We start from the raw sequence: 13,926 nt of genomic DNA on the forward strand, positions 1-13,926 counted from the left end.
GGGAGGCGCGGTCCCCCGGTCGGCCGCCTCCCAGACTTTCGACCGCCCCCTACCCCGTAACAAAGCGACACATTCTTGCGTCGTGTTACAGATCGGGTCAGCCGCGGGCGAACCCCTGATCCCGTGCAGTCCGCCCCGAGTGGCAGGGCTTGCACAGCACCCGCAGGTTCGACCGCTCCAGCCGCAGGTCGGGCCTGTCGGTGATGCTCTCGATGTGGTCCACCTCTGCAACCGGAGTGGTGACCGTCGCCTCCCGCTTGCGCAGCACCACGATGATGCCGCAGGCCTCACAGCGGCAGCCCCGTTCGATCACCACCACATCCCGCAGCTTCTCCCAGTCGCGGTCATAGCCACGCTGACGGGCAGAACCGCGGGTCTTATCCAGCCGACGCTTGCGGTCCTGTTCCGACGCCACCGGCGCCAGGGCCTTGCCGGTGCGGGTGTCCAAGATGGACAGGGGCGAGCGGAGGGTGCGGAGACGCGCCATCGTCAATGACTTCTCACCAGACGCTTGCCGCGCCCAAACGCAGGGTAGAGCTGAGGCTGGTACTATTTCACGCCCGACACATTTGATGTCGGTCAACCATACTTTCGGACTACGCCTATAGATTTCCTACAGTTGCACTGACACGCATGCCGTGCGCTGGGGAGGCTACTATGGACATCATGGTTATTTTTCGGCAGCCCGAAGACCCCTATATGCTCGGACGCATCGCAATGCCGGACTACGACAGCGCAGCATGCTTTGTCATGCAGCACCTGCCGGCTTCAGCTCAATCCAGCGCAATCATCGAAGACCAAACCGGACGTCGCTCCTGGCAACCCCAAATCCGGATGCACTACGAACTCCTGACGGCGCGCCGATTCAGACGCTCTGGTAACTGACGCAGCTCTCTCAACCACCTCAATCATCCGTTCCAGCACACCCGACGGGATGTTCAGCAACTCCATGATCAGGCCGTCTGCTTCAGGTGGGTCAGCACCAGCCCAGTGAGCTGGCGCACTTCATCGCCGACAGTCTCGATGCTATGCGCGATGGTCGCCATGCTGGCGGTCATCTCTGCTTGCGCCTGCGCGGTAAGGCGCAGGGCTTCGACCACGGTAGCGGCATCGACGTTGGACACAGGCTGCGGCCGGCGCGTCCAAATCCAGGCGATGGCGATGCAGGCGATTCCGACGACAGCGGCGACCTGGGCAGCCGGTGACAAGCCTGCAAGGCGGACGATGGTCTCCCCGACATCGGGGATCGGCAGGTTTTCCATGATGGTGATCCCCGAAACGACGAAACCCGCCGCGGTAGGGACCGGGCGGGCGGAAGGCGGATCGCTGCACGGCGTCCGCAGTGGACCCGGAAATCGGGTCCACTTGCGACCCTTGTAGCTCTATCGTTTGGAGCAGTCAACAGTCACGCCGCAACCAAGTCTTTGGCCGGAACCACCAGTGCCGATTCCGGACCGGCAACGTTCAGCAGAACCCGGCAACGTTCTCCCTGATCGCCCTGGAAAAGCCCTTCCCACCCGGAGAGCGCTCCATCGGAGATCCGAACCCGTTGGCCAGGGATGAAGCCGGAACCGATGGCCGCGGGCTTGGGACAGAGATCCACAATCCCGCCATCCTGGATCATCCTCGACAGGATAGCCTGTAGGACCGTGACGCCGACGGTGACGGGCCGACGACGCGCATCAAGGGTCATGTGCTGAATGCCGGGCGTCCAGCGGATGTCCCAACTGTCCTGGCCGGGCTCGACACCGACGAACAGGTAACGCCCGAACATCGTATGCTCGACGGCCACAGATTTTCCGTCCTTGACGACCATCTCCCGGCACATCGGGAGGAACACGCCATAGCCGCGCGCCTTGAGCGCCTTTTGGGCGATCTCCCGATACTGCAACTGTGGCTTCACGACAGCGACATGCCAGCGCTTGCCTTCAAGGGCCGGCGTCTCGACAGAGTGCTGCATGGCGTTGGGTTCCTGGCGGTGCATGCCCGAATTATATCGCGGGAATGAGGTAGTGCGCACCATGCAAGTTAAACGAAAGGTGTTATGCGGAGGTTAAATTGAACCGTCGCGCCAACGTCAGCAGGAATTTCAAAGACAGATCAAAGCTTTATCGGTGCCGCGACGGCTGCGAATGTTGCGACGGTTTCTCCCCATTATTAATGCATAACGTGTGTGTATATAGGCCCCCCCATCAAACACACACTCTTCACTGCGTGTATAGTACATACATCATCCGTCGCAACCGTCGCAAATAGATGTTAGGCATTGAAATTGCTCGCATTTTTGCTGCGACCGTTCGCTTCTCGATCCGTCGCGTTACCCGTCGCATTGCCCCGAACCGGCGCAAGCTGAAAATGGAAACGCCGTCCCGGCATGGTGACCGGGACGGCGCGAAGGGCGGCGCGAGGGGCGCGGCGGATCATTCATCGGGGAGGGTCCAGGCGGATCGGTAGGCGAGCGCGATCGCGCGCTCCGGAGCCTCCATCCATCGTTCCTGGTCACGGATCGCCCAGACCTTCTGTTGTCGGCCGCCGTCCAGCCGCTTGTTGCCCAGCAGCTCGGCGCCGATGGAGCGCAGGAAGAGCGACACCTTCTTGTGGGAGAGGCTGATCTTCTTGTCCTTGGCCATGAAGTCGATGACGTCGTTCACCGTCACGAGGTCGTGCTGGAACGGCGCCCGCTCGGTCTCCCAGGCCTCGTGCAGATAGCCGTCCATCCCGGCCCGGCTCTCCTCAATGATCTCGGCCTTCGCCTGGGTGAGGGGCGCGGGCGAGAACGGGTTGAAGCGGTCGAGCGGGCGTGTGGCGAGGAAGTGCAGCATCGCCTCGGCACCGCCGTTATCGAACCACGCGCCGAGTGCGTCATAGTAGGTCGACGGCCGGGGTCTGGCCTTGCTGTGCCAGATGAAATAGCGTCGGTCCCCCTTCTCGATCTGCGCCGCGTCGCGGTGGTTGCTGGCCATCAGGAAGTTGGCCCGATTCTCATAGCGGTAGGTCGCGAGCTGCTTCCGGTTGATCCGGATGGTCGGATCCGTGATGTAGTTCTTCAGCCGGTTCATCACCTCCTTGTGCTCCATGGCCATCAGCTCATGCACGACGATGAGTTGCACACCGTCCGCCCAGTCGTTGAACTGGCTGCGCAGGTCGCTTTCCTCCACGGGGGTGCAGTTCTTCGGCCCGAGCAGGCGCATCATCCACTCGTACACGATGGATTTGCCGATGCCCGGCACGCCGATGATCAGGACGCACTTGCGCATCTTGATTTCCGGGAACTGGACGAGGTGGGCGAGGTAGTCCAGGACGAACTCCACCGCCGCCGGGTCCTGGTCGAGGATGTACCAGAGGTGATCCAGCAGCGGCGTGACGTCGCCGGCGATGGCCGCAACGTCCGGCGGCGTCCACATGTTGAGCTGCCGCAGGCCGCCGGGCGCCTCGATGATGGTCGGCGCGCGCGGAAGGAACGTCACACTGTCGGCCCGGTCGCACCCATGGTGCGGGTCCTGCAGCATCACCTCCAGCGGGCTGATGGGGCCGCCTTCGCCGGCCGGCATATCACGCCAGTGGTGATTCCGCACCGACTGGAGCGTCACCATCTCGCAGGTCACCCGGTCCCAGAAACAGTCCGTCGCCTTCACATAGACGTAGCGCTTGCAGATGTCGGCGAAGCCCTCCCGGTTGGCGATGGCCTGCTTGCGCGTGGCCTTGATCCCCTTCTCCAGCACCTGCACCGACATGCCGGTCTGTCGCTTCACCCGTTCGAGCAGCCCGCGCTGCTGGATCGGGTCCATGCGGGAAGCGGCGATCTCCGACAGCACCGCCGTGATCGCCGCCGGGTCGTTCGCCGCGGTGTCCTTGGTCAGGGCACCGATGCGGGCGGACAGGTCGCCGTCGACCGGCTGCCAGGCGGTTGGGGCGGCTTCGGCCACCGGCGCTGGATCGCTCCAATGCAGAGGGTGGTTGATCAGCGCCAGCAGGTCGCCGGCCGCCGGGTCGAGCAGCAGCTTGTTCGCGTCCATGCCGTCGGGCGTATCGGTCACCAGCACGGTCACGCCGCGGTCGGCCATGGCGTCGCAGGCTTTCGCCCGCGACTTCGCGGCGGCGGAGCCGACAGCGTCGCCATCCGCCAGCACCGTGACCACGGCGCCGGCAGGCGGCCAGTCCTGCACCTTGACGATGCCTCCGAAGGCGATCAGCACCGGCCGGCCGGTTTCCTGCCACGCGCTGATGCCGTTCTCCGGCCCCTCGGCCAGAATGACGCCACCATCGCCGGGTAGCATCAACCCATGGCCGGCCAGCGGTCCGTTGCTGATCTTGGAGGTGCCGGTGATCTTCCGGCCGGTGACGGGGTTCAGCCGCACCGCCTGGATGGCCTGCAGCTCGCCGGCTTGGTCGAAGATCGGAAACAGGATGGCGGACCAGCTGCGCGAGCCCGGCTTACTGCTGGCGCGGTGTCCGGGGTGGAAGCGGATCAGGTCGAGCGCGACCAATCTCTCCACCGCTTCCAGCGCGATGCCGCGGTGATCGACCAGATAGCGCTCCGCCACCGTGCCAGCGGCGCTGGTCGCTTCGCCCCACTGCTGCCGGGCCCAGGCGCTGGTGTCGGTCGGCTCCCCTTCGTCCACCACCTCCGGCCGGGTCGGGGGTGGCGGCTGCAGGCCGAGCCAGTCGGCAGCCCAACGCAAAGCCTCGCCGACCGGCAGCATCCGCTCGGCCATGATGAAGTCGATAGGGCCCATGCCCTTCTCGCCGCCGGCTTCGAAGTCGGTGATCCGGCCCTTCTCCTTGCCGGCGACGCAGACATGGAGGCTGCCCTTGGTGCCGTAGCGCAACTGGGTGTCAGTGGACAGGGCCGGATTCGGGCCGCCGCGGAGGTGCGTCACCAGCGCTTCGACCTGATCACGAAGCGCCGCGTCGATCTCATCTCGCTCCGCACGGGCAGACCGGCGCGACCGCTCGTCCGGATCGGGGTTGAGGTCGAGCACCCACGGGCGCGCCGGCGGCTCGTCCGGGTTCAGGTCAAGGATCCAGGGCGCCGCCGCGCTGGGCGGCACCGGGAGCAGGACTTCAGCCAAGGAGCACCAAGCCTTTCTCGGCGCGGGTGATGGCGGTGTAGAGCCAACGGGAGCGATCCTCCATGGTGCGGCCCAGGCCATCGTCGACCACGACGATGTTCTCCCACTGGCTGCCCTGGCTCTTGTGCCCGGTGATGGCCCAGCCCCACGACGTTTCCATCAGGGTCCGCTTGTGCCAGTAATCCCGCTGGTCGCGGTCCTTATCGACGCGGACATGGTCGTCGAAGTGGCCTTTGTAGAGGATCTGCTTCTCGGGCTTGCCGTCCTCGTCGAGTGGGCCGACCGGGTTGCCATCCTCCGTCGTCACCCGCGCCTTGAAACTGATGTCGCTGACGTCCTCGATGTCGGTCAGGGTCAGGAACATGCCGTTGACGACGCCGAGGTCGTTCCGGTTCTTCAGGCAGATGATCTTCTCGCCCTGCCCGCTCGGGTAGATCGAGGAGAAGCCGGCCGCCTGCCGCATGGCGTTGTTCAGCTGCATGCGGGTGGCGTTCTTGCCGCAGATGACCTGTCCGCCGTTCAGCATCTGCGCCGGCCCCACCTCCAGGCGACGCATCTTCCACACGAAATCGTCATGCTGGCCGTAGGGGATCGGCTGGCCCTGGCGAGCCATGGTGGCAAGGCGGATGATTGCGCTCTCGCCGGCCTGTCGATGGATCTCGGTCAGCATGACGTTCGGCTCAGCCTGGACGAAGTAACCCTCCCCCTTAATCGGCGGGAGCTGTCCGGGGTCGCCCAGCACCAGGATGGGCTTGCCGAAGGACAGCAGGTCGCGGGCCATGTCGTCGCCGACCATGGACACCTCGTCCAGCACGATCAGGCTGGCGTCGCGGACGGCCGATTCGGTGTTGAGGATGAAGGCAGGCTTGTGCATGTCCTTCAGCCGGAGCTTCAACTGGGAGGCCTGCGCCTCCATCAGCATCCGCTCGGCCGGTCCCAGCGCACCCAGTTTGCCCTCGATGTCGGAGATCTCCTTCTTGACCCGCTCCATCTCCTCCTTCGTGGGTTCGGAGACGCGGTAGATCAGGCTGTGAATGGTGCTGGCCGGCGTGCCCTTGCGGGACATGACCAAGGCGGCCTTGCCGGTGAAGGCGGCGTAGAGCACACCCCGGCCGCTCTGATGCCCGCCGGTGTCCTCGCCTTCCTTGACGTCGTCACCGACCGGGCAGAAGGCGGAGAGGCCCAGCTCCTTGATGGCGAGGTTGAGGATCGTCGTCTTACCGGTACCGGCATAGCCGAAGATGCGGAAAACCTGCTGCTGCTTCTTGTCGGCCGACTTGAACCAAGCCGTGGTCTCGGCGATGGCCTGGGCCTGCAGGGCGGACGGGGTGATGTCAGCCATGGGTGGCGTCCTTCGGCTGGAGGAGGTCACGGGCCAGCCCGAGGTAATGCTCGGCCGGAGCCATGGATGCGGCGCAGGGCTCGACCCCGCATTCGTGCTGCACCAGATCGGCGAGGCCGGTCAGTACCGCCCGCATCTGGTCCCGTTCGACCGTCAAGGCCGCATAGTCGGCCTGCCACTCCGCCTTGATGCGCTCCACGTCGTAGGGCTTGCCGCTGATCACGAACGCGGCCTCGAAGGCTGCTTGGAACTCCAGCACGGTCGGCATGTGGTCCGGATCGGCGAAGAGTGCGGCCATGACTTGGATGCCGTCCCACACGCGCTTTGTGGTGGGCTCGTCGGCCATGACGGTCAGCCGCTCGATCTCGGTCATCAGCTTGGTGAGCACGTCGGCCGCCATCTGCATAGCGTTGCCCTCGTCGCCGTCGTTGCCTTCCTGCGCGGCCAGCGCGCGCAGAACGGTGATGAGCGGCATTTCCCGGCCGCCGAAGTGATGGGTGCGGATCATCGGGGGCTTGATGGGGTCGGTCATGCGACGGCCTCGAATTTCGTAGTTTCGTTGCCCCAGCAATCCCAGCCCGGCCGCTGCGACCGTGCGAACAGCTCGACATAGGGGCCGTCGAACAGCGCCTCGATGTCGGTGTGCATCTGGTCGGGCTTGCGGCTGTGCTCGCGGCGCGGGGCGACGATCAGGTTGCGGATGGAGCGGGAGCGTTGGGCCGGTCGGCCGATGGTGCCGAGCAGCCAGAATTCAGCGGCGGAGCGGTAGATGTAGCCGGGCCCGAAAGCCCAGCTGGCGGCGGTCGGCGATTGCTTCGCCCAGGCGCCAGCGCTCTTGAAAGCGAAACCCCAGGCGGCGAGCGTATCGATCGCCTGCGGCAGCATCGGCGCCGTCGCCCACATGATGCAGGCGCAGTCCGGCGCCGCCAGCTGCGACACCGGCAGGGCCTGGATGTCGGCGAGCGGCATGCAGCGGTAATGGGCCTGCGGCGACTTCCCCTCGCCCTTCGGGCTGCGCAGGGAGAACATCCATGCGGGATCGGCCAAGATCACGCGATAGCGCAGCGGTATCAGTTCGCCGAAGGGCCAAGGGGAGGAGGTCACGTGATCAACCCTCCACCGGTTCGCCGGCCCGGAGACGGCGGGAGATTTCGAAGGCGCCCAGCGCGCAGCCGCGCACCGCATCACGGATGGGGCTCTTCGGCTTCCACTGGTCGTTGGCCCAGGGCCAGAGGTCGCAGGGCTTGCCGGGCGGGTAGTCGGCCCGCACGAGATCGGAAGCGCCGGCATTGAGCAGGTAGACGCCACCGGCGGCGGCCAAGTCGCCGTCGGTGTAGACGGCATCTCCGTCGGCGGGACGCTGCTCCGCGGTGCGGACGCGCGCCATCTCAGCGGCGATGAGGGTCAAGGCGACGATGTCGTCCAGCGCGAAGCCGGGAGGGAGCGGAAAAGAGGTCATGCGGGGAGCCTCCAGCACCGGTCCTGCCAGCTGCAGAACCGGCACCCAAAGTGGTCGCGGGAAAGGGCGATGCGCGGCAGCAGCTCGTTGGCGTCGGTGGCTTCCAGCACCTGGACGCCACGGTCGGTCATGCGCTGCGCAAGCGCCGGATCGAAGGGAACCTCCTCGACGAGGATTTCCATCGTGTCGGAGTTGATCGCGGTGAAGATCGCAGGAGCGTCGGTCAGCTCCATGTACGCCTGATAGGTCGCAATCTGGCCGGCATAGACCGGCTTGGAGATCGTGACGCCCTTCTTGCGGGTGTCCTGCCAGGACTTGTTGTTGAGGGCCTTGCACTCCCACAGGGCGGGCGTGGCGATGGGACAGGGCGAGCCGTCGGCCATGCCGACGATGACGCCGTCGATATGACCAGCGATCCGGCTGCCAGCCGTCCGAAAGCCGAACTGGCGGCCGTCGGCGCGCTCGGTGCGCAGGTCCAGCCCGGCCAGCCGGAGCCAACCGGCCATCATGTCCTCGAAGCGGTGGCCCCGCTCGAAGACACGGAGGATTTGCGCGGAGAACTCCCGGCCGGGATCGACCGGGGTTCCGGTGAACTCGAACTGGAGCGCCCGCAGGCACTCCACGCCCAGACGGGAGCCGCCGAGGTAGGTCCGCCGCTGCTCCCTTTCCGCCCGCCGGCGCAGGCCGGCGTCGATCAGGTCGTTCAGCGACGGCGGTGCCGGAGCCTGACCGGGGACGAAGCCCGAGCCGCTGTTGAGGTCGATCAGCGCGGCGCCCATCAGAAGGGCACCTCGTCGTCGGTCAGCGGCGACTGCCGGTCCATCGACTTCTTGAAGCCGGTAACGGCGGCGGTGATCAGCCGGTCGATGTCCTCGGCCGAGCGGTTGAAGAAGGGCTCCATCAGGCCCAGCTCGGTCAGTGCCTCGGCGAACGGGCGCCGGGCATCCTTGATGGCCTGTTTTTCCATCTTGGTCATGTCGACCATGCCGTCGTTCCTCCTGGAGGTGGACGACCAGAATTTCAGGTGGTGCATGCTGCAGAAGCGGCGCACCGGCGCGGCGGGACGATGGGGATCCACGAAGATGAACCCCCGGTCCTGAAAACCGCAGACGGCGCAGGCGTGCGGCGCGGTCATCCGCCGTAGAGAAGCGAGTCGACCGGCGTCGTGTTGCCCTTTGCGGCCTCCCCCGACGCCACCACCACGTAGCGGCTGATTGCCGCCGCCGCGATGGCCTCCAACTCGAAGAGCCGGAGTGTCCGGAGCTGACGGTCGAGTTGGAGGGTTGCTTCGAGCCATTCGCCAATCGCCTTCGCCGCTTCCCGGGTTGCGTGTGCCTGGAACTCGTCGTCGGTCACGAGATCAGCCGTTCAGCCAAGCCGGGCCGGCGGCCTTGGCCGGCTGCTGCTGGGCGGGGGCGGCCTGCTGCTGGGCGGCGGGCTGTGTGCCACCGTTGCCACCCCAGGCCGGACCGGCGGCGGGCTTCGCCTGGGCCGGCGGGCTTGCGGTCGCGGCGCCGCCGCCCCAGGCGGGCTTTCCGGCGGCCGGCGCACCGCCGGTAGCGCCACCGGCTTTCGCCGGGAGCGGCACGTCCTGGCCGTTCATGATGGCCTGCCACTCGGCCCGGTCGGGCGTGATCACGGTCTTGATGACGTTCTTGTCGTCGTAGTTGCCGGACCCGTCCGGCTTCGGCTTGCCCTTCTCCACCTCGATCAGGGCGGCGAACTCGATGCCGGAGAACGCCGCAAAGTTGGGGAGCTGGCGCTTCTGCACCGCGGCGGGGCTCATGTCGTCGGGGCGGATGCCCAGCGCCGACTCCACCATGGCGCGCATGATGGACTTCGACACCTTCCAGCCCTTCGACACGCCCTTCTCGTCGACGCTGCCGCCGCTGACCACCATGTTGGTGAACAGCTTGCGGTTGGCGTTCGGGCCCATCATCACGGTGAACTCGAAGTCGAGCATCATCGCGTCGCTGCTGTTGCTGGCCTTCAGCAAACCCTGGTCGCCGGGCGCGTAGCCATCGACGCCGCCGGGGCGGATGACGCCCTTCAGCTTGGCGTAGCAGGGCGGGATCAGGTCGCCGGAGCGTTGCGGCTCGGCGTCGTTGAAATCGAGCATCGCTCGAACTCCTTCAGGTCGCGGGGGTGTTGGTGGGAATGGTGTGCGTCAGGCGTTCGGCCGCCGGCTGGGCCGGCCCGTCGATCTTCGCCATCAGCTTGCCGAGGTGCGGCTCTTCGATCAGGTCGAGCCGGCCGGAACGGTCCTTGGCCGGATAGCCCCACTCGTTCATGGTGTGGCAGACGAAGGCGCGGTAAGGCGGGCCGTCGATCGGGCGCATCTCGACCATGGAAATCAGCTGGTCGACGATGCCGGGGATCTCCAAACCGGCCTTGCTGCCCTCGATCTGCATCGACCAGTAGGGCACCTTGTAGTCGTCGACCTTCTTGTCGAGGATGCCGACCAGCCAGACGTTGAGCCCCGGCGTGTGCTGCCACTGCGTCAGCCAGCCGATGACTTCCTGGCCGAGCAGCCCATAGGCGCCGCGGGTGTCCGGCTTTCCCTTCTCGGTGAAGGCCTGGGGCTGCCCCTTGGCCCATTGGAAGCACAGACGCGACGCCACGGTGATGGAGTCGACGAACAGCGTCTTGTACTTCGACAGGTCGATGCCGCCGGAATCCGAGACGACGAAGTCATAGTGGGCCTGGGAATAGGGCTGATCAGGGCGCAGCGCCGGGTTCGGCCCGCCGATCAGGCAGGCGAGGTTCCGGCATTCGTCCCAGGTCCGGCCCTCGATGGAGTCGCCCGTCCAGCCCTGCACCGACAAGTCGCCGGCCTCCAGGTTGACGAACAGGGTGGTGGCTGGGTCGAGCGTCCACAGGAGCGACGTCTTGCCGATGCCCGACGGACCGACGATGACGCCTTTCTTGCCGCGTGGCCGCTCCATCCGCTCGGTCGCGGTGGTGATCTTGAAGGCCATGGTCAGCTGCCCTCCCAGCAGGAGATTTCTTCGTCGGCCGCTTCCTCCGGGGAGGAAGCGATCGCCCCCTCCTCCGTCCCGAAGATCTTCACGGCGTTGTCGAAGCAGGCGGGAGCGAGCTTCCAGGCGTCGTCCGAGGTGGCCGCCTGCCGGGCCTGGAAGCGGGCGGCGCAGGCCGCCAGCCACTCGTCCTTGGTCCGAGCCATCGGGTCAGCCCTCCCCCGGCTCGGCACCGGTGGGAGCGGGTTCGCCCTGCTCCTCGGCCGCGTCGTCGCGCTTGCGGGGCGAGACCAGCTTGGAGGTGATGATCGCCTCGCCGCCGGCGCCGACGATGTGGTCCGTCAGCTCCTTCAGCTTGGCCTTGGTGTCGGCGACCTGCTCGGCCAGGGCGAAGGCGTCGCCGTCCTCGACGGGGATGGTCGCCTTCAGGGTGATGCGGAGTTCCTGAGCCATCAGGCGGCCACCCCGCCGGCCTTCGCCGGCTCGATCTTGAAGGTGGGCTTGCCGAACTCCAGCGTGCGGGCCGGTTCGAACAGGGTGCGCAGGCTGGCCGGCCAGCTGGTGTAGGCGCGCTCGCTGACCTTGCGCTCGACGGTCAGGTAATCGCCGACAGGTTCGCCCATGTCGAGCAGCTGGGCCTCGATGTCGACCAGCTTGTCCTGGTCCCACTTCGGCTTCTTCGGCAGATCGGCGGCGACGATGAAATCGCCGACGGCCAGGGTCACCTTGCCGCTGTCCTTGCCGAGGACGCGGCGCTGGGCGGTGGCACGCTCGCCGAAGCGCACCAGCAGCGCGGCCTCCAGCGCCGCCTTGACGGCCTTCAGGCGGTTGTCGAGGGCGCTGACTTCCTCTTGCAGGAGGTGGAGCTGGTCCACCGGCAGCGCGGCGCGTTCGCCATGCTGCATGGCGAGGAATTGGTCGAGGGTCACACGGTTGCTCATGGGGGAACCTTTCCGGGTCAGGGGGTGGTGAAGTTCTGGTGGAGGCCCCACCAAGCGATCAGCGCCGACTCGGCGCGGCCGTCGTCCTTCACGCGGGCGAAGAGGCCAGCCTGGGTGGGGAAAAGGTTCTTGGCGATGGCGCGGGAGGCGTCCTTGCCGCTGTCCTTCTGGATGCGATGCCAGCGCTTCCAGGTCTGCGGCGGCACCATCTCGGTGCGGATGTTGAAGGCGGCCAGAGCGCCGAGGATGCCGCCGAAGGTCTTGCCGAAGGCGAACATGGAGCTGACGCCCTGACCGGGCATGGCGCCCACCTGCTCGACGACGGCGACGTCGGGGCGCAGCTCGCCCTGGATGACGCGGGCCAATTCGATGAAGTCAGGCTCGGTCTTCTTCTTCCCGCCGCGGGCGAGCTGCAGCACCGGCAGGTCGTAGACCCGGATCGAGGGTCCGTCGAGATAGGTCAGGGCACCGGACAAGCCGGGGTCGATGCCGAGGATCACGGCCATGGGGAAGGCTTTCAGTCGGTGGGGAGAGGGGAGCAGCCGGCGCGGTGCAGCGTGGCGCGCAGCTTGGCGAGGTAGACGAGGCGGACCGGGCCATCCCAGCCGTTCGGGGAGAAGGTGAAGGCGTGCTTCCGACCGTTCGCCACGAAGCACAGGCGGGGGTGCTTCTTGGCGCGTCCCAGGCGGTAATCGGCGATACCATGCCGGGCCAACTCGGCCGTCAGCAGCTTGATGAGAGGGCGGCCTTTCATGGCTCACCCGCCGATGATCAGGCTGAAAGCCAGAAGCCCAGCCCACAGCAGGGCCAGCGCAACCGCATTGCCGATCAGCGGGAGAATAGGCAAAGCGCGGGCGTTCGCGCCCTTCGGCGCGTTGATCGGAACCACCATCGACAGGTCTCCGTCCAGGCTGTGAGCGCGCTATCGCGGCTGCGGAGCGGCGCTCTTCGGTTCGAGGGCTTTGACTTCCAGGGTGCAGCCGTAGAAGTCGTTCGGCGTGACGAGACCTCCGGTCTCCTTCACGATCCTGGCCATCACGTCAGGCTGAGGGATGCGCTTGCCGCGCCGGTACCGGTTGACCGCTGCCTGGGTCGAACCGATGAGGGCCGCGAAGGACGTTTCCGTGTGCCGAGCGAGGGCTAACCATTGGTCCAGCGTCATAACGAATTGGATTACACCAATTCAGATTATCGCGGCAAGCGGTATGTGCAAACCGGTGTGGACTTTCTAATACCAGTACGGTATCGTTCAAGCATGAGCACATTGCGCGAATTGCGGCAGGCCGCCGGGTTGAGCCAAGAGAAGCTGGCAGAACTGGCCGGGACCTCGCAGCCGCAGATCAACAAGCTGGAAGCCGGTCAGCGGAAGATGACCGTCGACTGGGCCGTGAAACTTGCGAAGCCGTTGGGCGTCGAGCCCGCGGCGCTTTTAGGGCTGGGCCTCATAGAGCCCCCTTTATCGGGATCGGAGCTCAAGAACACTACAAGGGCCCTCCGCAACGCAATCACCGCGCAGCCTCAAGCCCTAGTCCTTCCCAACAATCCTCACGAAAACATGCCAGTCCGCGCCGCAGCCCGCGGCGGTGTCGATCAGGAGATGTTCCTGGAGGACGGCCCCATCGATTGGGTGAAGAAACCGGACTACCTGAAGAACGCCCGCGATCCGTACGGTATGTATGTGGTCGGCGAATCGATGATGCCCCGTTTCCGACCGGCTCAGATCCTTCACATCAACCCGTACAAGCCCCCGGCCTGCGGCGCCGGCGTAATCGTCGTGAAGCGCAACCAAGCCATCCTGATCAAGGAATTCGTTCGGCGGTCACCGGAGGGCGTGGTCCTGCGGGAGTACCAGCCGGAGGCGCGGGAGTTCACCGTGGCCGAGGAAGACCTCGACACCGTCCATACCGTCGTCGGACTACAGGAGCCATAACCCATACCGGATTGGATTTAGAAAGCTCTGGACTGAAAACACCATGTCGGCATAGCGTCTCCCTGCGGCTGGGCATCAAGCCCGCCGGTCAACCAGGGAGGCGCTTTTGTTTGGGCAGGCCGCCCCGCGGTGGGGCGATGCAGAATTTGCGGGAGTTACCCGCAAATCGCCTCAGTATGAGCAGAAAATTCGGGGCACTGATGA

General features: G+C 65.9%; 22 protein-coding genes. 2 read left to right on the forward strand and 20 right to left on the reverse strand.

What is annotated here, in order from left to right; genetic code table 11:
* Nucleotides 1-97 precede the first annotated feature (97 nt).
* On the reverse strand, nucleotides 98-487 hold the full coding sequence (locus tag B9N97_RS24330; protein ID WP_085090251.1) for an HNH endonuclease: 390 nt from the start codon (nucleotides 485-487) through the stop codon (nucleotides 98-100).
* A gap of 170 nt (nucleotides 488-657) precedes the next feature.
* Between B9N97_RS24330 and B9N97_RS35185 the strand changes: the two genes are divergently transcribed.
* Complete coding sequence (locus tag B9N97_RS35185) at nucleotides 658-885, forward strand: hypothetical protein (RefSeq protein ID WP_143266834.1); 228 nt, start codon at nucleotides 658-660, stop codon at nucleotides 883-885.
* Between the two features lie 68 nt (nucleotides 886-953).
* On the opposite strand, the gene B9N97_RS24335 is transcribed toward B9N97_RS35185, so the two are convergent.
* The 19 genes from B9N97_RS24335 to B9N97_RS24420 all read right to left on the reverse strand — a co-directional run bounded on the left by B9N97_RS24335 (nucleotide 954) and on the right by B9N97_RS24420 (nucleotide 12,954).
* Nucleotides 954-1,262, reverse strand: a complete 309-nt coding sequence (locus B9N97_RS24335; protein ID WP_085090252.1) for a hypothetical protein — start codon at nucleotides 1,260-1,262, stop codon at nucleotides 954-956.
* 143 nt (nucleotides 1,263-1,405) lie between these two features.
* The gene (locus B9N97_RS24340; protein ID WP_167393349.1) at nucleotides 1,406-1,960 is read right to left on the reverse strand and encodes a transcription termination/antitermination NusG family protein; all 555 of its coding nucleotides are present in this window, start codon (nucleotides 1,958-1,960) and stop codon (nucleotides 1,406-1,408) included.
* Nucleotides 1,961-2,420: 460 nt separating this feature from the next.
* Nucleotides 2,421-5,072, reverse strand: a complete 2,652-nt coding sequence (locus B9N97_RS24345) for a primase-helicase family protein (protein WP_085090254.1) — start codon at nucleotides 5,070-5,072, stop codon at nucleotides 2,421-2,423.
* On the reverse strand, nucleotides 5,065-6,414 hold the full coding sequence (locus B9N97_RS24350) for an ATP-dependent DNA helicase (protein ID WP_085090255.1): 1,350 nt from the start codon (nucleotides 6,412-6,414) through the stop codon (nucleotides 5,065-5,067). The genes B9N97_RS24345 and B9N97_RS24350 overlap by 8 nt, the downstream gene beginning before the upstream one ends.
* Entirely contained in the window at nucleotides 6,407-6,946 is a 540-nt protein-coding gene (locus B9N97_RS24355) for a hypothetical protein (protein WP_085090256.1), read from the reverse strand. The genes B9N97_RS24350 and B9N97_RS24355 overlap by 8 nt, the downstream gene beginning before the upstream one ends.
* Nucleotides 6,943-7,518, reverse strand: coding sequence for an MT-A70 family methyltransferase (locus tag B9N97_RS24360; RefSeq protein WP_208621244.1), 576 nt, complete (start codon nucleotides 7,516-7,518; stop codon nucleotides 6,943-6,945). Before B9N97_RS24360 ends, B9N97_RS24355 begins: the two co-directional genes overlap by 4 nt.
* Nucleotides 7,519-7,522: 4 nt before the next feature.
* Entirely contained in the window at nucleotides 7,523-7,873 is a 351-nt protein-coding gene (locus B9N97_RS24365; protein WP_085090258.1) for a hypothetical protein, read from the reverse strand.
* Nucleotides 7,870-8,652 (reverse strand): hypothetical protein, encoded by a 783-nt coding sequence (locus tag B9N97_RS24370; protein ID WP_244560875.1) that lies wholly within the window; start codon nucleotides 8,650-8,652, stop codon nucleotides 7,870-7,872. The genes B9N97_RS24365 and B9N97_RS24370 overlap by 4 nt, the downstream gene beginning before the upstream one ends.
* Entirely contained in the window at nucleotides 8,652-8,951 is a 300-nt protein-coding gene (locus tag B9N97_RS35975) for a DUF6511 domain-containing protein (RefSeq protein ID WP_244560876.1), read from the reverse strand. The genes B9N97_RS24370 and B9N97_RS35975 overlap by 1 nt, the downstream gene beginning before the upstream one ends.
* 53 nt (nucleotides 8,952-9,004) lie before the next feature.
* Nucleotides 9,005-9,229: a hypothetical protein gene (locus tag B9N97_RS24380; protein ID WP_085090259.1), complete on the reverse strand. Its 225-nt coding sequence runs from the start codon at nucleotides 9,227-9,229 to the stop codon at nucleotides 9,005-9,007.
* A gap of 4 nt (nucleotides 9,230-9,233) precedes the next feature.
* Complete coding sequence (locus B9N97_RS24385; RefSeq protein ID WP_085090260.1) at nucleotides 9,234-9,992, reverse strand: hypothetical protein; 759 nt, start codon at nucleotides 9,990-9,992, stop codon at nucleotides 9,234-9,236.
* 13 nt (nucleotides 9,993-10,005) lie between these two features.
* Complete coding sequence (locus tag B9N97_RS24390; RefSeq protein WP_085090261.1) at nucleotides 10,006-10,851, reverse strand: ATP-binding protein; 846 nt, start codon at nucleotides 10,849-10,851, stop codon at nucleotides 10,006-10,008.
* A gap of 2 nt (nucleotides 10,852-10,853) precedes the next feature.
* On the reverse strand, nucleotides 10,854-11,057 hold the full coding sequence (locus B9N97_RS24395; protein ID WP_085090262.1) for a hypothetical protein: 204 nt from the start codon (nucleotides 11,055-11,057) through the stop codon (nucleotides 10,854-10,856).
* 4 nt (nucleotides 11,058-11,061) lie between these two features.
* The gene (locus tag B9N97_RS24400) at nucleotides 11,062-11,304 is read right to left on the reverse strand and encodes a hypothetical protein (protein ID WP_085090263.1); all 243 of its coding nucleotides are present in this window, start codon (nucleotides 11,302-11,304) and stop codon (nucleotides 11,062-11,064) included.
* The gene (locus B9N97_RS24405) at nucleotides 11,304-11,792 is read right to left on the reverse strand and encodes a hypothetical protein (RefSeq protein WP_085090264.1); all 489 of its coding nucleotides are present in this window, start codon (nucleotides 11,790-11,792) and stop codon (nucleotides 11,304-11,306) included. The genes B9N97_RS24400 and B9N97_RS24405 overlap by 1 nt, the downstream gene beginning before the upstream one ends.
* 17 nt (nucleotides 11,793-11,809) lie before the next feature.
* A complete protein-coding gene (locus B9N97_RS24410; protein WP_085090265.1) occupies nucleotides 11,810-12,298 on the reverse strand; it encodes a RuvC family protein in 489 nt (162 codons plus the stop codon).
* Nucleotides 12,299-12,309: 11 nt separating this feature from the next.
* A complete protein-coding gene (locus tag B9N97_RS24415; protein ID WP_085090266.1) occupies nucleotides 12,310-12,546 on the reverse strand; it encodes a hypothetical protein in 237 nt (78 codons plus the stop codon).
* A gap of 3 nt (nucleotides 12,547-12,549) precedes the next feature.
* Nucleotides 12,550-12,684, reverse strand: coding sequence for a hypothetical protein (locus B9N97_RS36835; RefSeq protein ID WP_280174795.1), 135 nt, complete (start codon nucleotides 12,682-12,684; stop codon nucleotides 12,550-12,552).
* 30 nt (nucleotides 12,685-12,714) lie between these two features.
* On the reverse strand, nucleotides 12,715-12,954 hold the full coding sequence (locus B9N97_RS24420) for a helix-turn-helix domain-containing protein (RefSeq protein WP_085090267.1): 240 nt from the start codon (nucleotides 12,952-12,954) through the stop codon (nucleotides 12,715-12,717).
* 93 nt (nucleotides 12,955-13,047) lie between these two features.
* Here B9N97_RS24420 and B9N97_RS24425 point away from each other — a divergent pair, with 93 nt between their 5' ends.
* Nucleotides 13,048-13,722, forward strand: a complete 675-nt coding sequence (locus B9N97_RS24425) for an XRE family transcriptional regulator (RefSeq protein WP_085090268.1) — start codon at nucleotides 13,048-13,050, stop codon at nucleotides 13,720-13,722.
* The last annotated feature ends 204 nt before the right edge of the window (nucleotides 13,723-13,926 follow it).

Source organism: Azospirillum oryzae (genome assembly GCF_900177515.1).
GTDB lineage: Bacteria > Pseudomonadota > Alphaproteobacteria > Azospirillales > Azospirillaceae > Azospirillum > Azospirillum oryzae_A.